The organism is Paenibacillus sp. FSL H3-0302, from assembly GCF_037982245.1.
GTDB lineage: Bacteria > Bacillota > Bacilli > Paenibacillales > Paenibacillaceae > Paenibacillus_AQ > Paenibacillus_AQ odorifer.
Map to the genome: position 1 here is coordinate 608681 of NZ_CP150284.1, position 19662 is coordinate 628342.

A 19662-nucleotide genomic window follows, 5' to 3' on the forward strand; every position below is an offset into this window, starting at 1 on the left:
GAACAAGATGAGTACTGTAAAAAGAAAAAAGCTGCTGACGGGACCCATACTCCTAAGCGCTGTAAAGGATAGCTTTATTAAGCTTAACCCGGTGACGTTAATCAAAAATCCGGTCATGTTCGTTGTCGAAATCGGTACGATTATTGTATTGCTTATGGTACTGGCCCCCGGATATTTTAATGCAGAGAAATCGGTAGGCTTCAATATCACAGTGTTGTTCATTCTGTTATTCACAGTGTTGTTTGCCAACTTCGCTGAAGCGCTGGCTGAAGGCCGCGGGAAAGCCCAGGCGGATTCACTCAAGAAAACGAAACAGGATATCACAGCTAACAAACTCGTTGGAGGGTCTGTGAAGACCGTTTCTTCTTCCGAGCTTCGTAAAGGAGATATTGTCATCGTCAGTCAGGGAGAACTTATCCCTGGCGATGGTGAAGTGATTGAAGGGCTGGCCTCCGTAGATGAATCTGCAATTACAGGTGAATCTGCACCTGTTATTAAGGAAGCCGGCGGAGATTTTGGCTCAGTCACAGGCGGCACCCGGGTAGTCAGTGATGAGATTAAAGTCAAAATTACCAGTGATCCCGGTGAGTCATTCCTGGATCGGATGATCTCCCTCGTTGAAGGGGCGAAACGCCAAAAGACACCCAATGAAATTGCACTAAATACACTTTTGATCAGTCTGACGTTGATTTTCCTGATTGTAGTAGTGACCTTGCGGCCTATTGCGACTTATCTGGGCGTTGATCTAGATATTCCTGTTATGATCGCCTTGCTGGTCTGTCTGATCCCGACCACAATCGGGGGACTGCTCTCCGCTATCGGGATAGCAGGGATGGACCGCGTCACACAGTTTAATGTCCTTGCTATGTCAGGGAAGGCCGTTGAAGCTGCCGGCGACATTAATACAATGATTCTAGATAAGACCGGTACGATTACTTTCGGAAACCGGATGGCGAGTGATTTTGTGCCTGTTGGAGATGAAACGGAAGCTGAGCTTACGGCTTGGGCAGCTATTAGTTCGCTAAAGGATGAGACTCCGGAAGGACGTTCGGTTATTGAGCTGGCTAAGAAGCTGGAGCGCAGCTATGACAGCAAACTTGCTGAAGGCGGAGAGTTCGTAGAGTTTAAGGCTGAGACCCGGATGAGTGGTATAGATCTACTTGATGGACGATCTGTTCGTAAAGGGGCAGTCGATTCCGTGAAGAAATGGGTACAGTCGAAGGGCGGAGTCATTCCCGCGAACCTCGACAGTAATTCCGATGCTATCGCTCGGATGGGGGGGACCCCGCTTGCTGTTGCGGTAGACAACCGGATTTATGGACTTATTTACTTAAAGGATACGGTTAAGCCAGGGATGAAAGAGCGGTTTGATGAGCTGCGAAAAATGGGAATCAAGACTATCATGTGTACAGGGGACAATCCGCTGACCGCAGCTACTATTGCCCGTGAAGCAGGGGTAGATGATTTTATTGCAGAGAGTACACCTGAGGATAAAATAGCGGTTATCCGCCGTGAGCAGAACGAAGGCAAGCTGGTGGCAATGACTGGTGATGGTACGAATGACGCACCTGCCCTTGCCCAAGCTGATGTGGGCTTAGCGATGAACAGTGGGACTACAGCCGCTAAGGAAGCAGCAAACATGGTTGATCTGGACTCCGATCCCTCGAAGATCATTGAGGTTGTAGCTATTGGTAAACAGCTACTGATGACGCGGGGCGCGTTGACAACGTTCAGTATTGCGAATGATATCGCTAAATACTTCGCAATTATTCCGGCAATGTTCATGCTCGCCATTCCTGAAATGGAAGCCCTGAATGTCATGGGATTGGGTTCACCTAGCTCGGCAATTATATCTGCATTAATATTTAATGCGATTATTATTCCGCTGCTGATCCCATTGGCTATGAAAGGTGTCTCGTATAAAGCGATGAGTTCTACGAAGCTGCTGGGACGTAATATTTTTATCTATGGTTTAGGTGGAGTAGTCGTTCCTTTTGCGGGCATCAAGCTTATTGATTTGCTCGTAAGTGTATGGATATAACAACGGATTGACTAATCATTGAAAGGGTGAGAGCATCGTGAATAACAGAAAATCGAATGCGGACGCTGAAGAACAGTTGTCATCATCGAAGGGTGCTAATTTCTTTATTATATTACGGCTATGTCTAGTGTTTATTGTTCTTTGCGGAGTGATTTATCCTCTGACTACTACAGCGATTGCTCAAGTTCTGATGCCATCGCAAGCGAACGGCAGTCAGCTGAAGAATGACGCTGGAGTAGTTGTGGGCTCAGAACTCATCGGGCAAAGCTTTACGGACCCGGCATTATTCCATGGCCGTGTATCCAGCATTGATTATAAAGCGGAAGCCTCAGGCTCCAATAACTACGGCCCATCCAACCCGGATATGCTGCAGCGGACGAAGGATTCCATCACACAGTGGCAGCTTGATAATCCGGATGTGCCTGTAAACAAGCTGCCGGTTGATTTAGTAACCAACTCGGGTTCAGGTCTTGATCCGCATATCACTCCTGCGTCGGCAATTGTGCAGATTCCCCGGATCAGTAATTTGACTGGGATTCCAGCCGCGCAGCTGGAAGAGCTAGTGAATAAGCAGACCGAAGGTCGCGATCTAGGGCTGTTTGGTGAAAAGCGGGTAAATGTTCTGAAGCTGAACATGGAGCTGCAGAAATTAACGAACAAATAAATATAGCTAATATCCCTGCCCGATTGTTCAAACTGGGTCAGGGATATCTTGCTTTCTGGCATAGAAGAGTGAATGGGTGAACGGGTTATTAAGGAGTGGTCTTGATGGGAACATATCGGAGGAAGACGCCGGAGGAACTGCTGCTCTCTATTTATGAGCTGCATCGTGGACGTCTGAAGATCTATATAGGTCCGGTCAGTGGATCAGGCAAGACCTATCAGATGCTGCGTGAGGGTCAGGCGCTGAAAGCACAGGGCATCGATGTTGTAATCTGTGCGGTTTCAACCAACCAAAGTCCAGAAACAAGGGATCAGCTGGGTGACTTGGAACGGATTCCAAGTATTCATTGGTTTCAGAAGGAGATCGAGAAGAAGGATCTGGACGTGGAGGCCATTGTGGCGCGTAATCCAGAGGTTGTACTGACCGATGGATTGGCTCATCATAATCGCGAGGGTGCGGAGAGATCGACTAGGCTGGAGGATATCAAATATTTATTGGGCTGTGGAATTAGTGTCATCACAACTGTAAACGTATACGAGCTGGAAGGCGCAGCAGATCTTGCGCGGAAGTGGACGGGGATTGAGGTGGAATATTCCTTGCCTGCGGAAGTGCTCACCCTTGCAGATGATATCGTTCTAATTGATGTGACTCCGGAAAAGATACTTCAACGTTTGTCCGAAGGACATTTGGGCAAGAAGCAGCGGACTTCGCTTTTTAACAAAGGGAATCTAAGCAAGCTGCGGGAGCTGGCGCTGAGAATGGTTGCGGAGGATGTTAATGGTTCGCTGGAGAAGCATCGGGAGGAGCAAGGATTGCTGGGGGCTTCGGGGATTGCCGAAAAAGTGTTGGTGTCCGCACAGTATTATTGGAATGGCTCGATTCATATCCGCCGTGGGCAGCAAATCGCTAAACGGTTAAACGGAGATCTGGCGGTGGTATCCTTCTGGAAGCAGGGCCTGACGCCCTCTAAGGAAGCAGCAACCTTCAAGCGATCCCTATGGAAGCTGACTGAGAAGATTGGGGCCTCGATGGAGGAGATTTCTTTTCGTTCGAAGAGGGAGATTCCGGGACTTCTAGTGAAATACGCCATCCAGCATAATATTACCCGTATCGTTATGGGTCACTCTAAGCAAACGGCGTGGCAGGAGCTGTGGAAGGGTTCGATTGCTAACTCATTGTTAAAGCAAATCCGTGGAGTAGATGTGTTTTTCGTGGCTGATCGTGCTGAGCGTGAGGGAGAACGTGTTCTTCCTACCCGGCAGAGCCGAAATGAGCGGAAAGCTGATGCCTATCACAGATTAAGCACTCAGGAAGTAAAGGATAAAATCGATGCGATTCGTGGGGGCACATTTAAAGTGTACATTGGTGCTGCTCCCGGGGTGGGCAAGACTTATAAGATGCTGCGAGAAGGAAATGATCTCTTAAAGAGAGGGATCGATGTTGTTATTGGACTACTAGAAACGCATGGACGTAAAGAAACCCTTGAACAGATCGGTGATCTGGAGATCCTTCCGCGACTGAGCATTGACTATCGGGGGACTGTCCTTGAGGAAATGGATACGGCAGCTATTATTAAGCGTAATCCGGAGGTCGTACTGGTAGATGAACTGGCACATACCAATATGCCGGGCAGCAAGCATAAGAAGCGGTATATGGATGTTATGGAGTTATTGGATGCGGGGATCTCTGTAATCTCCACAGTGAATGTTCAGCATTTAGAAAGCTTGAATGATGCAGTAGAACAAATTACCGGAGTTAGAGTTAGAGAGACTTTCCCGGACAGCATTCTGCAACGGGCCGACGAGGTTGAACTTATCGATGTATCCCCCAAAACACTGCAAGAGCGGATGAAGGATGGAAAAATATATGCGATGACCAAAGTGGATCAGGCGCTGGGTGCTTTTTTCAAAATCGGCAATCTAATCGCCCTCCGTGAACTGGCGCTGCGGGAAATTGCTGATGATGTGGATGAACGTCTGGAGGCCTGGGAACGTGTCGGGTCGCTGCGGGGACCTTGGCGGCGGCAGGAAGTGATCTATGTGTGCATCACCTTAGGAGATCATGCGGAACGTCTGATTCGGCGCGGTTTTCGGATTGCCTATCGTCTAAAAGCTTGCTGGTATGTTACGTACGTACAGGAATATAAGCAGAGCGGGCCTTCTTACGATAAACGAATTAATGATTTGAAAGAATTGACGGAACGACTGGGTGGAACGTTTAAGATGATTCCTAACGTGCTCCCGGCACGAGTGTCTTCCTTGCTGCTTGAAAGGTCTCAAGCCTTACAGAGCACACAGATTATTATCGGCCAGTCCCAACGCTCATGGGTGCGCAAATGGCTACGCGGGGATGTCACTAAACAGATTTTGCGTTCGGCCAGAAATGTAGATGTACTGGTCGTGGCAAATCTTATGCGTGAGGAACCCTAAGCTTTAGAACAATGAAAAAAAGGGATTCCTTGCCGAGTGGCTGCTGGAATCCCCTTTTTTGTAAGCATATATCAAGTGCTAAATAATTAAACGAATGAATTACTGAGCAGCTTCGAGAAGTGCTTTCAGCTCGGGAAGATTGAATCCTTTGGTGGCGTGATCCCCTGCTACAGTAACAGGAACACCCATGAAACCAAGCTTTTCGACTTCCTCTTGATAGACGGTGCTAGTCATAACATCTCTTACTTCAAAAGGGATACCTTGCTCCGTAAGATATTGTTTGACCAGATTACAGTCGCTGCAGCCTGCTGTTGAATAAACAATCACTTGCTGGCTCATTGGTTCACAGCCTCTTTGATAGCATCTCTTGTGATCTTCCAGTGGGAAGTGTTCCAGCGGACCTCATTATCCTCAAGCAGGAAGAGCTGTGGAGATTCATGCTTAATCCCGAAATCCTCGGCAATTTGATTGGAAACTGGACGATCCTCGATGACTAGAACTACTGCTGCTGCAGTATCCGCATCCTTTAGATAAGCCTGGAATTCTTCATTAGCTTTGGCGCTAATCGGGCAGGTAGTGCTGTGTTTGAACAGCAGCTTCTTGCCAGGTTTAGCCACATACTGCTCAAGATCTTCCAATGTATGAAGTTGTTGAATAGACATAGATATCACCCTCCTGGGATCGTTATTTTACTAACCATTGTGTTGTTAACAACCTGTAATCATGATTGTAACATATATTAAATTTAAAACAAAAAGGATTCTGGAGCAGCTAATCCAAGGATGACTAAACCCTCATTTTAGTGCGTTGAAAAAAAGAGGACGGCATGCTAAGGTGAAAGGAAGACAACTTGCTTCAATAATCCTTACTAGGTAGGAGTGTTGATAAGAATGAACAGAGTTGCATGTGTGACTGGAACTGATCGGGGTCTCGGATTGTCTCTTGTGCACTCTCTTTTAGAGAAACAGTTCTCAGTATTTGCTGGACAATACATGAGAGATACAGATGAATTGAAAGCGCTTAAAGAGGAGTATCCGGAACAGCTGGAACTTATTCCACTCGATATTGGTAGTAAGGACAGTGTAAAGCAGGCAGCAAGGGCTATCGCCAGCAGAACTGGGCATGTTGATATTCTTATTAATAATGCCGGAATTATTCATTCCGCAGATGATGCTACGATGCTGGTGGATATGGATGATGAGGGCATGGCGGAGATTTATAATGTGAATACACTAGGCGCGTTGAGAGTCAGCAATGCACTTATGGGACTTTTATTGCAAAGTAAGGATAAATTGATTGTTAATATTTCTTCGGAAGCGGGCAGCATTGGCAGAAATAAACGTATTAATATGTACGGCTACTGCATGTCTAAGGCGGCTCTCAATATGCAATCCTCCCTGATGCACAATCATCTAAAGACGCTTGGGGGTCAAGTGATGGTGTTTCACCCCGGCTGGATGAAGACTTATATGCATGGCGAAAAAAATGAGCAAGCGGATATTTCACCCGATGTGTCTGCAGACCAGATTATAAGTCAGGTTATGGAGTATAAAAAGCATCTAGGGGATGAGCCGGCCTATCTTGACGTGGATGGAAATACATGGCCTTGGTAGATGGGCTTCCCGTAATCAAAAAAACTACACGAAGAAAGGCGATGATAGGATGTCTACACTAAAAGCACTGGCACTCGGAAGTTATTCGGAGGTTAAATATCACCCATTTGCGGGAGTAGACCGGGAGATTGAGCAGATCCTTGCCAATGATCTGCAGGTATTCTCCTCGGAGGATTATGGGCTGCTTAATAAAGAAACATTATCTGACTACAAGCTGGTGATCTCTTATACCGAATTCTCCGATTATAAAATACCGGCGGAACAAAGCAGCGCATTGCTCTCCTATGTGGCTAACGGTGGCGGATTACTAGTGGTACATAACGGAATCTCCTTACAGCGTAATCAGGAGCTAGGCGCTATGCTGGGAGCGCATTTCACTCATCATCCAGAATTCACTTCGCTCCAGATGTCCATACCGGCACGGGAGCATCCCATTATGCAGGGGATCGAAGAATTTGTGATCGATGATGAGCCTTATTATTTTGAGCAGCATCCCTATTTCGAAACAACTGTGCTTATGGAATATCCTCATGATGGGGCAATGAGACAGGCAGCTTGGTGCCATGAATTTGGTCTAGGCCGGGTTGTTTATTTAATGCCTGGTCATCATTTGCCGTCATTTTCCGTAGAGCCCTTTCGCCAGATGATTCTTAGAGGTGGACTTTGGGCGGCAGGATTATTATAGGATATAAGCGGATATACCTGTTGTAAAATAAAACACGAGTCCAACTGCGGGTTAGCCGCGGTTGGATTTTTTTTGTTGACTCTAACATTGGTGTCAGGGTTTATACTGGTGTAGAACAATTCTCATGAACCCCGGGGAGAATGCTATGAAAATAGGTGAGCTTGCTAAACTGACGGGCGTAAGCGTCCGTTCACTTCGTTACTATGAGAGTCAAGGATTAATCTCGCCGATCCGTCAGGCCAACGGATATCGGGAGTATTCTTCACTTGCTGTAGAGACGGTAGAAACGATTAAACTATATTTGAACCTGGGTCTGTCGACAGAGCAGATCGCGGGCTTTCTACATTGTGTCTTGAAGAACAAAGAAGCTTTCTGCGCAGAAGTGATGCCACTATACCGCAGTAAATTGGAAGATATTGAACGTCAGCTTGTAGAGCTGAATCAGATCAAGAGGAATTTGGAAGAACGAATGGCATCTATTCTGCAGGAGCAGGATGAGAGCAAGTTGAGAACGTGTCCACTGGAGAACTTGGAATAGTACTGCTGGTGTTGAAAAATATGAGGAGGAATGGCAAATGTCTATTATAAATGCCGATAGTGCGGATTGGGTGCGGTCAGAAATACGTGGTGGAGGAACGGTACTGGTGGATTATGGTGCGCCATGGTGCCCCCCTTGTAAGGTGCTGCTGCCTGTTCTGGAAGATCTTCACCAGGAATATGGAGACGATGTTTCTATTGTTAAGGTGAATTGTGATGAACTGCCGGATTTGGCTGGAGAAGCGGGTGTTATGGGGATGCCTACAGTCATTGTATATAAAGAGGGGCAGCCCGTGGAAAAGCTGGTCGGTCTGCGTCCGAAAGCAGCCTACCAAGGCATACTGAACAAGGTTCTTCAAGCATAAGGCGATAATTTTAAAGATGAAATTAGGGAGACTCCATATTGTGGGGTCTTTTTTGCGTGCATGATTTACCCATCTTCGGTAAAAAATACGAACACAGTTATAAAGGAGGTGATGAGGGTGTGGAATATTATTCTAGAGATAATTCCTAAATGGAGTGTGATTTTCCAAGCTATTATGATCTTTTTCGTTCCGTTTATTCTAATCCGGATGATGAGTTGGGCTAATGTAAAGGAAGATACGATAAGTACTAGAGCAAAAAAAGCTGCCGGCAGCATAGGTGGTGGGGTTCCTTACGGAGAAGCATCTCTAGGTTCTAGCAATACGAAAAAGGTTACTAAGGCGGACGATTCCGTTGGAATCAGTGAAGAATCTCCTACAGGAGCAAGCTATAGCGGTCAATTTCGGGAGGATTTGCAAAGATTTAAAGAGATGAGCACAGATATGCATGATGTGAGTTTTCGGGAGTTGCGTATCGGAGGTATAAAGCTGCAAGCGGCCCTTATATTTGTAGATGGACTGACAGATAAAGATAAAATGGATCGCAATATTCTGAAGCCTTTAATGGATGCCTATAAGGTTTTTAAGGATCCCCATACGATACCGGAAGCAAAGGATCTAAAAGATATTCTCATTCATGAGATCGTGCTTATTTCGGAAGTTGAGTTTACGGATAATGTGAAGCTCTCCCTTCAAAAGGTATTGTTCGGCTCTGTAGTGCTGTTAGTAGAAGGGATACCGGAGGCTATTGTGCTCAGCACCCCGAAGGGGAACACAAGAGGGATAGAGGAGCCTGAATCAGAAGCTGTCTTGCGGGGATCTCGAAGCGGATTTAATGAGACGTTAAGTGATAACACGGCATTACTGCGCCGACATGGGCAGAGCACAGAGCTAGCCATGATTTCTTTTACTGTAGGAAAGAGGATGAAGAAGGATCTGGTTCTAACTTATATCAAAGATATCGCGAATGATGAACTTGTCGAAGAAGTCAAACGAAGAATTAGGACGATTGATATAGATGATGTGCAAGAATCTGGTTATGTGGAGCAATTAATCGAAGATAATAGCTTCACGCCATTCCAGCAGATTCAGAATACGGAAAGACCTGACCGCGTAATGGCAGCGTTATTGGAAGGGAGAGTAGCTATCCTGCTGGATGGCACACCCTTTGCCTTGATCATGCCCGTGTCCTTCGGGATGCTGTTGCAATCCCCAGAGGATTATTACGATCGGTGGATGGTGGGGTCGTTGGTGCGCTTACTGCGTTTTCTCGCCGCATTGATATCAATGTTTGCACCGGCACTATATATTTCCTTCCTCTCCTTTCAGCCGGGATTGATTCCGACAAAGTTGGCCATTTCAATCATCAGCTCCCGCCAAGGTGTACCTTTTTCGGTATTAATCGAAGCTTTGATCATGGAGACCTCAATCGAAATATTACGGGAGGCTGGACTCCGGCTGCCTAAACCTATCGGTCCCGCGATGGGGATTGTTGGCGGTCTAATCATCGGCCAAGCCGCGGTAGAAGCGGGAATTGTGAGTCCAATTCTAGTCATCGTTGTTTCAGTTACAGCAATCTCCTCCTTCACCATCCCTATGTATAGTGCGGGAATGACGCTGCGTATGCTCCGTTTTATAGCGATGTTTTCTGCAGCAGTCTTTGGATTATATGGAGTTGTGTTATTTTTCCTTTTCCTGAGTGCCCATTTAATCAAGCTAAAAAGCTTCGGCATGCCTTATCTTGGCATGTTTATACCTTATAAGATTAAGGATTGGAAAGATTTTATATTCCGTATGCCACTGCAATTTCTAACAGGCCGCCCTACGCTGTTGAAGCCGAAGGACCCCCGACGCAAAGGGTGAGAGATCGAAGTAAAGGAGGAAGCGAATATGAGTACCGAGGTGAAGGACCGAATTACTGCTGTTCAAGCGACGATCATACTAGCCAATTATACTATTGCGGCAGGGATACTTACACTTCCTCGGACGATTGTAGAGGCTAGTGAAACTCCAGACGTGTGGATCTCCGTTTTTTTAGGGGGAGTAATTACCTTTTTAACAGGTTTAATTATAGTGAAACTTAGCCAACGGTTTCCAGGTCAAACTATTTTTCAATTTAGCGGGAAAATCATTGGCAAGCCACTTGGAGTGATGCTCTCTATATTAGTGATTGTTTATTTTCTGTGTATAGCCAGTTTTGAAGCACGTTCCGTACAGGAAGTGACCTCTTTTTTTCTGTTGGAGGGAACCCCTCCTTGGGCTATTGTTGCTGTGTTTATTTGGATAGCCTTCTATTTATGCAGAGGAGGACTTAATGCTATCACTAGCATGTGTAGGTTGATTGTTCCGATTACTTGGACAGTTTTTGTTGGAGTATGCTTGCTTAGTATTGAAGTTTTCGATATCGATAATTTGCGGCCTTTCCTTGGAGATGGTTTAGGACCGGTATGGAAGGGCATCAGGCCAACCATTCTGACTTTTACTGCTGGTGAAGCGATGCTGTTCGTTGTTGCTTTTATGGATAAGCCACAAAAAGCAGTAAAGGTAATTCTTGCTGGATCATGTATATCAACGTTCTTTTATCTTTTAGCTGTTGTAATGACTATTGGTGCGTTTTCTATAGATGGAGTGGTCACAAGAACTTGGCCATTTCTTGATCTAGTGAGAAGCTTTGAGGTGAATTATCTTATTTTTGAGAGGTTTGAATCGCTGCTACTGGTAATTTGGATTATGCAAATTTTCTGCACCTTCTGCATCACTATTTATGCTGCTGCTTTGGGAGTTTCTCAAATATTTCATAAACGATTTAATAGCTGCTTATTGGCTATACTTCCAGTAGCCTATGTAGTTTCCAGAATGCCACCAAATGTGAATGCTCTATTTGCATTAGGAACAGTCGTAGGTAATTGGATGATCGTTTTATTTGGATTAATTCCATTGCCGCTGTTGATCATCGCACATTTCCGGAGGGCGGCTTCATGAAAAAATGGAGAGTGTCGATTACATTTCTTATATTATGTACTTTGTTGACTGGCTGCTGGAGCAGCACACCTGTTGAGGAGTTAAGTATGGAGATTGGTGTTGCCCTGGACAGTGCGGAGGAGACAGGGGATGAGGAGGCAACACAGCAAGGAGGTGGGGGAAATCCCATGCCTGCCCAAATAATGAGTACCTATCAGTTTACGATTCCTCAAGGCTCAGGAGGGTCAGGTATGAAGTCTGGGGCTTCCCCATCCTCAACCAGAAATTACTATAACATGAGTGAAGTAAGTGATTCGATGTTTGAAGCATTACGGGCACTTTCACTGCGTACTAGACGTACTCCAATCGGACATCACCTTAAGGTCATTGTGATCGGTGAGAAGCTTGCACGCTCTACCAAGTTTTCTGAGTTAATTGATTTCTTTAGCAGGGATAACGATATCCGTCCCAGTGTTCTACTATATGTCAGCAAGGGAAAAGCCAGAGATGTATTGGAAAATGCGCTGCCGGGCCAAACCCCGTCATTTGTATTAGAGGGGATTTTTGTGAATAGAAGTCGGAGCACGAGGATATGGGAGCCGGTTTCAATAGCTAAAGTGGCGGGTCCTTTGCATGGTAAAAGAAGTTTCATGTTGCAGAATGTAATTTCTTTAGAAAAAGAGAAGGAGACAAAGCTGGATGGAGCAGGCGTAATTAAAGGGAAAACGGGAAAGCTCGTTGGTTTTTTAGATGCATCGGAGCTGGAAGGTATGGTTTGGCTGACTGGAAAGGGAGAGGGGGGTGCTCTCAAAGCATACGACCCGTCTAACAATAAGCTCATTACCTATGAAATCAAATCTCTGGGTAGTAAGTATAAAGCTAATGTGAAGGATGGGAAGATCTCTTTTCATGTGAAAATAGAATCTACGGGGAGATATGGTGAGGCTTTTGCCAAGAGTGCAAAGAAGTTACATGACGGCATTGTAAAGGAGGATAAAGCAGTGCTAGAGAAGCATGTCTTAGACATGCTTCAGGTCACTGTGAAAAAAATGCAGAAGGAGCTGCATACAGAGGTTGCAGGTTTCGGCAACGCTTTGCGTATTCAACATCCAGCCGTATGGCGGAGCGTAGAGAATAACTGGGATGAAACCTTTAGTGAGATTCCGATTACCTATGAAGTGAAACTAAATATTGAAGAGTATGGTGCATCAGATACAACGGCTGAATAGAAAGGACCATTTGCAATGTTGTATGGAGCTACTTCGTTTGTGTCTGGATAGGAATGACATCATTATGATGCAGTGCATCGAGCACTTCATCCTTTAATTGCGACGTGAAGGCATTCCATGCTTTTTTACCGATGTCCAGCTCTTCACGTCCAATAGCATTCAGTGTTTCCAGCCATAGACGTTTGTCGTTAATCAGCCCAAGTTGATCTTGAATCTCCTTATAGATCTCCTCATGCGCATGGAATTTCTGATTTAATGCAAAATCGGCTGCACTCGCGGTATAACGCAGTTCCTTAGCAGCGATTCTTAGCTGGTGCAAAGCGTCGAAGGCTTCTTTAGATTCGGCATTGTCTTCATGGAAAATAGCTTTATAGGTTTTTTTCTTCTGCTCATAAGCGATCTCAAGCTCACGCATAACAACGTTAACATTCTTTTTGGCGGCTAGGGCTTCAAGCTGCTCGCTTAGGAAGGTCTTCCACTTTTCCTCGAGGTCTTCATTAATTAGTTCAGGCAGCTCCTTAGCGAGCTTCTTGCGGTAAGTTTTGCGCTTGTCCTTTTGGTACGCAATCACTGCCTTTAACAGGTCTGCAGTTTTGGAATCTCCGTTCTCCTTCGCCTGCTTGCGCTTGTTCTTGAAAGATTCTATTAGAACATCTGCATCTCGCACTTTACCTAATCTCTTTTGCGCTTTTTTGAAAATAGGGTACAGGCCTGAAGTGTGCCGCGGATCAAGAATGGATAATAGACTTAGCAGCTTACGGCAGTTCACTCTTGCCTGGTGGATATCTTCATCAGCGAATTTATTTAATGCGTCATGGCTGTAATCCCAAAAGTTGATATAAAGGTGGTTAAGGGCTTGTTCCCATTGCTTTGTTTTGGTTAGCTGTCGTTCTTTGGTCAGCTTGTCTCCTGTCATGCAGCATCACTCCTTAACGTTTGGGATAGCATGAATTTAGGGCTTCCCCTATTATGCTCTGGGGTAAGTCCATTTACTATAAGAATAGCGTTATCATAACCTCATTTCAATTCTCTGCTCACAGCATGGAGACAGATCGGTTACAATATTACTATCATTATTTATACGGATAGGCTTGGATCTTTAGCTGGTAGAGAATAGCAGGTCTCGTGGCTCATATTCGGGAAAGAGGGGCTTTGGTGGATACTCGTGAGTATGATTCAATATTTAGTAAACTTCCTTCAGAAATGGGGCTCTTTCAACATCTGAGTGCAAGGGATGAGAGCAAAGGTATAGAAGTAGATAGCTTAGAGGATATGTTGGTCCCGTTCGCTTTTGAGGAAACCTTATGCCGGGATGTTGGAGCGGGCATTATACCTCCTAGCTTGCATCTGTGGAGTCATTCTGGTGGTGTAGCGCTTGGACTTCGGGACAGTAAGCTACCGTGTGCAGTTCAGGCGATGCTCACGCTTGAGGAGCAAGGGATTAGAACGGCGGTTAGGCATTCCGGCGGGGCTGCGGTGCCTCTGGATGCAGGGATCATTAATGTTTCTCTAGTTCTGCCCAAAGGACGTGGAAAGCTGGACTTTCATGATGACTTTAAGCTCTTGGCTGCTTTGATTACGGAAGCGGTTGCTATAAGTCATCCACAGGCTGCGGCGCAAATTGAGGCTGGTGAGATTGTTGGTTCTTACTGCCCTGGTGATTTCGATCTGGCCATTGGGGGGCGGAAGTTTTGTGGTATTGCTCAGCGTAGGCAGAACAATGCCTATTTTGTACATGCTTTTGTCGTAGTTTCTGGCTCGGGTCAAGAACGTGGTGAACAAATTCGGAATTTCTATGCGCAAGCCTCCGGAGGAGACTCCTCATTAGCTTATCCACGGGTTCGTCCAGAGACGATTGCTGGACTTGGTGAACTAGGTGGACCTGAAGTGGCGAAAGTGTTTGTGGAGGGGATTATTCAGGCTTTAATTCGTCGTGGAGTCTCTCTTAGAGCATCCCGCATTTTGCAGCAAGAGACAGGATACAGCTTGGACTATGATGATCCACGTGTGCTCGATGCAACGCGGGTGCTGCGCGAGCGGTATTCCTGAGGGCTGAGCATGGGTTGGAGTCTGTTAAAAAAGGACGTAACGGAAAGCTGGATAATGCCAGCCTACGTAACGTCTTTTTTAATATTCAACAATGACGCTCTTTTAATTATACAACTCAGGACGTCTGTCCGAAAAAATCGGAATTTGTTTCCTAATCTCACGCACCTGATGTAAATCGATCTCTCCGGTTAGAATTTCTTCCTCTTCAGAAGCCTCACACACAATATCTCCCCAAGGATCAATAATCATTGAATGCCCAGCAAAGATATTGGCAGGATCGCTGCCTGCACGGTTGCAGGCTACAACAAAACATTGGTTCTCGATGGCCCGGCTGATCAACAGCGCCCGCCAGTGGGACACTCTGGACAGTGGCCATTCAGCACAGACGAACAGGATTTCCGCCCCTTGTGCAGTATGGGCGCGAACCCACTCCGGAAAACGAATATCATAACAGATTAGCCCTGCACATAACGTTTCGTCTAATGTAAATAGTCCTTTGGCTTCTCCCGGTTGTAGATACAAATGTTCATCCATCAGCTGGAACAAATGCAGCTTGCTGTATTGTCCGACGAGCTCACCTGATCGATTAAATACATACATACGATTAGTTACACCAGTATCATTTCGGCTAGCGACAGAACCAGCGATGATATTGATGCTATATTGTTTAGCTAAGCTGGAGATGAATTCCTTGGTAATTTCTCCTTCCGGATCGCCAATATCTTCTAAGCGATTTAGATCATAACCAGTGGTCCATAGCTCAGGGAGAATCAGACAATCAGGGGCTGCGGAAGCAGCTTCACTTATTTTTTGGGCTACGGCAGCATAATTCATAGCGGGATTGCCAAATGCTATATCCAGCTGAATCAGGGATATTCTCATAGGTATCCTCCTCTTTTGTTCAAGCGTATAGCACCGGATGAGGATAAGCAATGTTGATTTTTTAAAAATGATTTGATATATTAGTTGACGGGTCAATGATTATGCGTTAGTATAATTTCATACAAAACAATTGCATGCAATTAAATGTAGAAAGGAGGTATATTTTGACGGAGTACTGTCCTGAGGAAGAACATATATTTGAACTGCTGCAGGCCTTAAACAAAGGAATCTCTCCAAAATTCGAACGTTGTGCAGGGATCAGTCCCACACGGCTTCGCCTCCTGCATGAACTGTTTCGGGTAGATGAAGTCAGCCAAATCAGTCTGCAAAAGGAAATGGATATTGATGCGGCAGCCGTCACACGTCATCTGAAGGGATTGGAAGAGAGTGGCATGATCGCTCGCCGCAATAACCCAGCCGATAACAGGGTCACATTGGTCTCATTAACCGATCAAGGTCGGGAAAGAATGGTTAAATATAGCGAAGAGAAAAGGCGGTTTATCGCTACTCTGCTAACAGGTTTTAACGATCAGGAGCGAGCAGTGCTCATTGATATGCTCAATCGTCTGCAATCTAATATCATTCTGTTGTAACTTACAAAACACACTCAAAGGAGAATTAATCATATGAACGCTACACAAACAAATGATTTTCAAGAAATTATTACAGGACGCCGCTCTATCCGCAAATATGATCCATCCGTTAAAATCAGCAAAGAAGAAATGACACAGATCCTTACCGAAGCTACACTTGCTCCATCTTCAGTGAACATGCAGCCTTGGCGTTTTCTGGTCATTGAAAGTGACGAAGCTAAAGCTACCTTAGCGCCTCTCGCTCGTTTTAATAACGTACAAGTAGAGACTTCTGCGGCTATGATTGCCATCTTTGGTGATCTCAACAACTTCGATTACGCTGAAGAAATTTACGGTACGGCTGTTGAACGTGGACTTATGCCTGCTGAAGTAAAAGAAAATCAATTAACCAGATTATCCGCTCATTTTGCTAACCTGCCACGGGAAATTAACAGAGACACCGTGCTTATCGATGGCGCACTTGTTGCTATGCAGCTGATGCTGGTTGCTCGTGCACATGGTTACGATACAAACCCAATTGGTGGATTTGAAAAAGACCAAATCGCTGAAGCGTTTGGTATGGAAAAAGATCGTTATGTTCCTGTAATGCTACTCTCCATTGGTAAAGCTGTTGATGCAGGTTACCCCTCTGTTCGTCTGCCTATCGATAAAGTTGCTGAGTGGAAATAATTATAAAGTTAGTAAGCCAACGCGCTACCATAAACACTAATCTTAGGAGGAATATACAATGATCATTATTCATGCTGTACTTAAAGTTAATCCAGAGCGTCGTGAACAGTTTTTGACGGAGTCTAAAGCATTACTGGCTGCTACTCATGCTGAAGAGGGTAACCTTTCTTATGAGCTATATGAGAATGCTGGAGAAGCCAACTCATTTATTATGATTGAGCAATGGCGTGATGCTGATGCAGTATCCAGCCACAATACGAGCGCTCATTTCACTGCTTTCTCAGCTAAAGCTGGCGAATTCTTGGCTGCTCCTCTAGATGTTAAAGTATTTAGCGCAGAACAGGTAAAATAAGCTGTCTCCATTCTTAGCGAATTTTATTTAATCCTAAACAGGGATGATCCATAGCCATAAAGGCTGTGGGGCATCCCTGTTTTGCATTTCACCCCGTTTATAAAAAGGAGATCTAGGGTATCTATCCTTACCTTGATTCAAAGGCATGCAATATAAACGATGGGGGACTTTACATATGAAGACACAGAGAAATATGATTGATTTCTTGAATTATTATCTATCCGGCGGATCGCTTGCCCGTATTATGGGTGTAGCAGGAGAAGAGGTGGAGCGTAAGCTTGAGGGGATAGACCTAGAGGCTGCCAGAGCCTATCGTCAGACGCTTGGCGGAGTCATTACGACAAGTCAGCAGCTATTCCAGCTTCCTGGATTTAGCCCAAGCTTACTGGAACAACTTACTGAAGTATTGGGCAGACTAGACTCAGGCAAGCTAAAAGTTCTGGCTCCGCAGACTACGTGGAATAATCAAGTAACACCTTACGTGAATGGTCCAGAGTGTCTAGGAATGATATTAGAGGAGATCAGAAAAGCGCAGCATTATATCCACCTGTCTGTCATGCTTTTTTTTAATGATCGCTCGGGCAATCTGGTTGCAGATGAACTGTTTTATGCTCTTAAGCGTGGCGTTAAGGTAAGGGTTATGGTCAATTACACATTGACGGCTTTGGGGTACGGAAATAATCTGGAGTACGGCCAGTTCTCCAAGATTGCTGATCAGCTTGAGAATGCAGGCGCCAAGCTGCTGAATACCTTCAATTCGTATTATTCAGCTATGGAATGGCGGGTGAAACGAAAGGCGCTGGAGCAAGCGGGAGTGCCGGAAAGTATCCTGTTTCTGCAGGATAAAGTGCAAGAGGATGTTGAGGTCACAGGACTGAATGTCATCGATCATCGGAAGTTTATGGTCATAGATGGGGTAACCTCGATTATAGGCAGTGTAAATATTGGTGACCAATATACGTATGAGACCCCAGTGCAGGCATCCTCTGCAATGAGTATAGATGGACATCCACAGGGGATTCCTAGTAAAGAGGCTGAGTGGCATGATGGCTGCTTCCGGATTCGCGGCGCAGCAGCGCAGCCTTTGAATGCGATGTTCTATTCTCGCTGGCTGCTTCTAGGCGGAGATCATTTTGATGTGAATGATGTCTTTTATTATCCGGATGTGGATTATCATTTTGGTGAGGAAGAATGTACGCTGTTAGCAAGCTTTCCAGGTAACCCGGTTAACCTGATTCAACAATATTATCTGGATTTAATTACATACGCGGCTGAAGAGACTATCATCGTGAATCCTTATTTGATTGATCAGGATTTTTGGGATCGGCTCGGGCTGCTTGGTCCGGAATGCTCGTGTAATTTGAACATTTGTAACCCGCTGGAGGTTAATGATCATCCTACAAATCGCGCGGCGGTAAGAGGCAATATGTATATGCCGTTTATTAACGGTGTTTCCTTCTATGACTACAGTGCCACCGGTCGATTTTCCCATTGGAAAATTACCTATGATCATAGATCACAAGCCGTTTTTCATGGTTCATATAATATCAACGAAAGAAGTGCCTGCCACGATTTTGAGCTGGGAATGCTGGTAAAAGGGGAGGCCTTTGCAGAGCAGATAAAGTCTATGATCAATTATGACCTGAGTGTCTCGCGGAAGATTACCAGTAAAAGTGAGTTCTTTAAGCATCCTTGGTTACACCCTAGTACTTATCTGAATAAGGCAACCCAGAATTATACTTGATAAATTGGGCTAATTCTCATGATATAATGATCGTTATAAATCATTAGGGTGGAGTATGGGCTATGCAAATCAAAATTACAAAAAGTGGTTTGAAAAAGGACGAGGTATTTTTTCTCACAGAATTTGGGGAGGGCCGGGGAATCTGGTGTGGTGCTCCTGTGAATCCAGGGGTAGAAATGGATGTGGAATTCGAGCTTTCGGAGCTGCTTATGAGGTGGGTGGATATCCATCCTGTGCCTGCAGGTGAGTTCAACATCAGGCTCGAACAGGATAGGGTTATTTTTACGGGCGTGTTGGAGAATATTGAAGAAGATGGCACAGGATTTTTACGAATAGGTGAAGGGTTAGTGATGTTCGAGTGTCTCGGTGAACCTATGGCACTGGGTGTGTTCGTAGAATTGCAGGTCCGTGATGTGCGAATCTATCCCTTCAGTATTTGACGCTTCTTAGGGACTAAGATAACATTAGATTCAGAAAGTTAAGCATGAGGAGTAGAAAGCTATGAACACCGAAATTCAGCAATTTAAGACCGAATTCTTCAAGGCGCTGGCTCATCCGATGCGTATTCGTATTCTGGAGCTGCTTAGCGAAGGTGAGAAGAATGTGAATGAACTGCAGGCTATTCTCGGCTCGGAAGGTTCTGCTGTATCCCAGCAGCTAGCTGTTTTACGCGCCAAAAATGTAGTAACCAGTGTGAAAGAAGGCACCACAGTCATTTATGCCTTACGTGATCCTCTGATCAAGGACCTTCTGGTCGTGGCCAAACAAATATTTGATAACCATCTCGTGAATACCATTTCATTGCTGGAAGGCATGCGCGGCGAGTGAAAATGGAATAGATTAACGTTATTT

21 protein-coding genes are annotated in these 19662 nt (G+C 45.3%); 17 read left to right on the top strand and 4 right to left on the bottom strand.

The window, feature by feature from the left end; translation table 11 throughout:
• Window positions 1-7: 7 nt before the first annotated feature.
• The 3 genes from kdpB (at window position 8) to MHH50_RS02720 (ending at window position 5134) form a co-directional block, all read left to right on the top strand.
• Window positions 8-2041 (top strand): potassium-transporting ATPase subunit KdpB, encoded by a 2034-nt coding sequence (gene kdpB / locus MHH50_RS02710; protein ID WP_076124469.1) that lies wholly within the window; start codon window positions 8-10, stop codon window positions 2039-2041.
• Between the two features lie 37 nt (window positions 2042-2078).
• Window positions 2079-2705 carry a potassium-transporting ATPase subunit KdpC gene (gene kdpC / locus MHH50_RS02715; protein WP_081383332.1) on the top strand — a complete coding sequence of 209 codons (627 nt, stop codon included), beginning with the start codon at window positions 2079-2081 and terminating at the stop codon, window positions 2703-2705.
• Window positions 2706-2809: 104 nt separating this feature from the next.
• Window positions 2810-5134 (top strand): histidine kinase, encoded by a 2325-nt coding sequence (locus MHH50_RS02720; RefSeq protein WP_076185175.1) that lies wholly within the window; start codon window positions 2810-2812, stop codon window positions 5132-5134.
• Between the two features lie 99 nt (window positions 5135-5233).
• Here MHH50_RS02720 and MHH50_RS02725 read toward each other — a convergent pair whose 3' ends face one another.
• Together MHH50_RS02725 and ytxJ are read right to left on the bottom strand one after the other, a co-directional pair.
• Window positions 5234-5473, bottom strand: coding sequence for a glutaredoxin family protein (locus MHH50_RS02725; RefSeq protein ID WP_076124465.1), 240 nt, complete (start codon window positions 5471-5473; stop codon window positions 5234-5236).
• Window positions 5470-5796: a bacillithiol system redox-active protein YtxJ gene (gene ytxJ / locus MHH50_RS02730; protein WP_042123836.1), complete on the bottom strand. Its 327-nt coding sequence runs from the start codon at window positions 5794-5796 to the stop codon at window positions 5470-5472. The genes MHH50_RS02725 and ytxJ overlap by 4 nt, the downstream gene beginning before the upstream one ends.
• Before the next feature lie 228 nt (window positions 5797-6024).
• Between ytxJ and MHH50_RS02735 the strand changes: the two genes are divergently transcribed.
• The 7 genes from MHH50_RS02735 to MHH50_RS02765 all read left to right on the top strand — a co-directional run bounded on the left by MHH50_RS02735 (window position 6025) and on the right by MHH50_RS02765 (window position 12521).
• A complete protein-coding gene (locus MHH50_RS02735; protein WP_076307921.1) occupies window positions 6025-6747 on the top strand; it encodes an SDR family NAD(P)-dependent oxidoreductase in 723 nt (240 codons plus the stop codon).
• Window positions 6748-6796: 49 nt separating this feature from the next.
• A complete protein-coding gene (locus MHH50_RS02740; protein ID WP_076124462.1) occupies window positions 6797-7432 on the top strand; it encodes a ThuA domain-containing protein in 636 nt (211 codons plus the stop codon).
• Window positions 7433-7577: 145 nt separating this feature from the next.
• A complete protein-coding gene (locus MHH50_RS02745; protein ID WP_076307920.1) occupies window positions 7578-7970 on the top strand; it encodes a MerR family transcriptional regulator in 393 nt (130 codons plus the stop codon).
• Window positions 7971-8007: 37 nt separating this feature from the next.
• Window positions 8008-8334: a thioredoxin domain-containing protein gene (locus MHH50_RS02750; protein ID WP_076124458.1), complete on the top strand. Its 327-nt coding sequence runs from the start codon at window positions 8008-8010 to the stop codon at window positions 8332-8334.
• 111 nt (window positions 8335-8445) lie between these two features.
• Window positions 8446-10194 (top strand): spore germination protein, encoded by a 1749-nt coding sequence (locus tag MHH50_RS02755; protein ID WP_143763881.1) that lies wholly within the window; start codon window positions 8446-8448, stop codon window positions 10192-10194.
• Between the two features lie 27 nt (window positions 10195-10221).
• Window positions 10222-11313 carry a GerAB/ArcD/ProY family transporter gene (locus MHH50_RS02760; protein WP_076124454.1) on the top strand — a complete coding sequence of 364 codons (1092 nt, stop codon included), beginning with the start codon at window positions 10222-10224 and terminating at the stop codon, window positions 11311-11313.
• Window positions 11310-12521: a Ger(x)C family spore germination protein gene (locus MHH50_RS02765; RefSeq protein WP_340033907.1), complete on the top strand. Its 1212-nt coding sequence runs from the start codon at window positions 11310-11312 to the stop codon at window positions 12519-12521. The genes MHH50_RS02760 and MHH50_RS02765 overlap by 4 nt, the downstream gene beginning before the upstream one ends.
• Window positions 12522-12549: 28 nt before the next feature.
• Here the strand turns inward: MHH50_RS02765 and MHH50_RS02770 are convergent, their stop codons facing one another.
• The gene (locus tag MHH50_RS02770) at window positions 12550-13437 is read right to left on the bottom strand and encodes a CHAD domain-containing protein (protein ID WP_340033908.1); all 888 of its coding nucleotides are present in this window, start codon (window positions 13435-13437) and stop codon (window positions 12550-12552) included.
• Between the two features lie 239 nt (window positions 13438-13676).
• On the opposite strand from MHH50_RS02770, the gene MHH50_RS02775 reads away from it, so the two are divergent.
• Window positions 13677-14570, top strand: coding sequence for a hypothetical protein (locus MHH50_RS02775; RefSeq protein ID WP_340033909.1), 894 nt, complete (start codon window positions 13677-13679; stop codon window positions 14568-14570).
• Window positions 14571-14672: 102 nt separating this feature from the next.
• On the opposite strand, the gene MHH50_RS02780 is transcribed toward MHH50_RS02775, so the two are convergent.
• Window positions 14673-15458: a carbon-nitrogen family hydrolase gene (locus MHH50_RS02780; RefSeq protein WP_076124736.1), complete on the bottom strand. Its 786-nt coding sequence runs from the start codon at window positions 15456-15458 to the stop codon at window positions 14673-14675.
• A gap of 158 nt (window positions 15459-15616) precedes the next feature.
• Between MHH50_RS02780 and MHH50_RS02785 the strand changes: the two genes are divergently transcribed.
• From MHH50_RS02785 to MHH50_RS02810, 6 genes are all read left to right on the top strand, one after another.
• Entirely contained in the window at window positions 15617-16045 is a 429-nt protein-coding gene (locus MHH50_RS02785) for a MarR family transcriptional regulator (protein ID WP_076304354.1), read from the top strand.
• A gap of 33 nt (window positions 16046-16078) precedes the next feature.
• Window positions 16079-16714 (top strand): nitroreductase family protein, encoded by a 636-nt coding sequence (locus MHH50_RS02790; protein ID WP_076101373.1) that lies wholly within the window; start codon window positions 16079-16081, stop codon window positions 16712-16714.
• Window positions 16715-16772: 58 nt separating this feature from the next.
• Window positions 16773-17066, top strand: a complete 294-nt coding sequence (locus MHH50_RS02795; RefSeq protein WP_076124444.1) for a putative quinol monooxygenase — start codon at window positions 16773-16775, stop codon at window positions 17064-17066.
• 175 nt (window positions 17067-17241) lie between these two features.
• Window positions 17242-18810, top strand: a complete 1569-nt coding sequence (locus MHH50_RS02800) for a phosphatidylserine/phosphatidylglycerophosphate/cardiolipin synthase family protein (RefSeq protein ID WP_076124442.1) — start codon at window positions 17242-17244, stop codon at window positions 18808-18810.
• A 62-nt stretch (window positions 18811-18872) separates the two neighbouring features.
• The gene (locus tag MHH50_RS02805; protein ID WP_038568565.1) at window positions 18873-19250 is read left to right on the top strand and encodes a hypothetical protein; all 378 of its coding nucleotides are present in this window, start codon (window positions 18873-18875) and stop codon (window positions 19248-19250) included.
• Between the two features lie 61 nt (window positions 19251-19311).
• Window positions 19312-19638, top strand: a complete 327-nt coding sequence (locus MHH50_RS02810; protein ID WP_036676741.1) for a metalloregulator ArsR/SmtB family transcription factor — start codon at window positions 19312-19314, stop codon at window positions 19636-19638.
• Window positions 19639-19662 lie beyond the last annotated feature (24 nt).

Excerpts from the sequence above, each read along its gene's own strand:
- kdpB (WP_076124469.1), top strand. The coding sequence starts at position 8 with ATGAGTACTGTAAAAAGAAAAAAGCTGCTGACGGGACCCATACTCCTA.
- MHH50_RS02720 (WP_076185175.1), top strand. The coding sequence starts at position 2,810 with ATGGGAACATATCGGAGGAAGACGCCGGAGGAACTGCTGCTCTCTATT.
- MHH50_RS02725 (WP_076124465.1), bottom strand. The coding sequence starts at position 5,473 with ATGAGCCAGCAAGTGATTGTTTATTCAACAGCAGGCTGCAGCGACTGT.
- ytxJ (WP_042123836.1), bottom strand. The coding sequence starts at position 5,796 with ATGTCTATTCAACAACTTCATACATTGGAAGATCTTGAGCAGTATGTG.
- MHH50_RS02735 (WP_076307921.1), top strand. The coding sequence starts at position 6,025 with ATGAACAGAGTTGCATGTGTGACTGGAACTGATCGGGGTCTCGGATTG.
- MHH50_RS02740 (WP_076124462.1), top strand. The coding sequence starts at position 6,797 with ATGTCTACACTAAAAGCACTGGCACTCGGAAGTTATTCGGAGGTTAAA.
- MHH50_RS02745 (WP_076307920.1), top strand. The coding sequence starts at position 7,578 with ATGAAAATAGGTGAGCTTGCTAAACTGACGGGCGTAAGCGTCCGTTCA.
- MHH50_RS02750 (WP_076124458.1), top strand. The coding sequence starts at position 8,008 with ATGTCTATTATAAATGCCGATAGTGCGGATTGGGTGCGGTCAGAAATA.
- MHH50_RS02755 (WP_143763881.1), top strand. The coding sequence starts at position 8,446 with ATGAGGGTGTGGAATATTATTCTAGAGATAATTCCTAAATGGAGTGTG.
- MHH50_RS02760 (WP_076124454.1), top strand. The coding sequence starts at position 10,222 with ATGAGTACCGAGGTGAAGGACCGAATTACTGCTGTTCAAGCGACGATC.
- MHH50_RS02765 (WP_340033907.1), top strand. The coding sequence starts at position 11,310 with ATGAAAAAATGGAGAGTGTCGATTACATTTCTTATATTATGTACTTTG.
- MHH50_RS02770 (WP_340033908.1), bottom strand. The coding sequence starts at position 13,437 with ATGACAGGAGACAAGCTGACCAAAGAACGACAGCTAACCAAAACAAAG.
- MHH50_RS02790 (WP_076101373.1), top strand. The coding sequence starts at position 16,079 with ATGAACGCTACACAAACAAATGATTTTCAAGAAATTATTACAGGACGC.
- MHH50_RS02795 (WP_076124444.1), top strand. The coding sequence starts at position 16,773 with ATGATCATTATTCATGCTGTACTTAAAGTTAATCCAGAGCGTCGTGAA.
- MHH50_RS02800 (WP_076124442.1), top strand. The coding sequence starts at position 17,242 with ATGAAGACACAGAGAAATATGATTGATTTCTTGAATTATTATCTATCC.
- MHH50_RS02805 (WP_038568565.1), top strand. The coding sequence starts at position 18,873 with ATGCAAATCAAAATTACAAAAAGTGGTTTGAAAAAGGACGAGGTATTT.
- MHH50_RS02810 (WP_036676741.1), top strand. The coding sequence starts at position 19,312 with ATGAACACCGAAATTCAGCAATTTAAGACCGAATTCTTCAAGGCGCTG.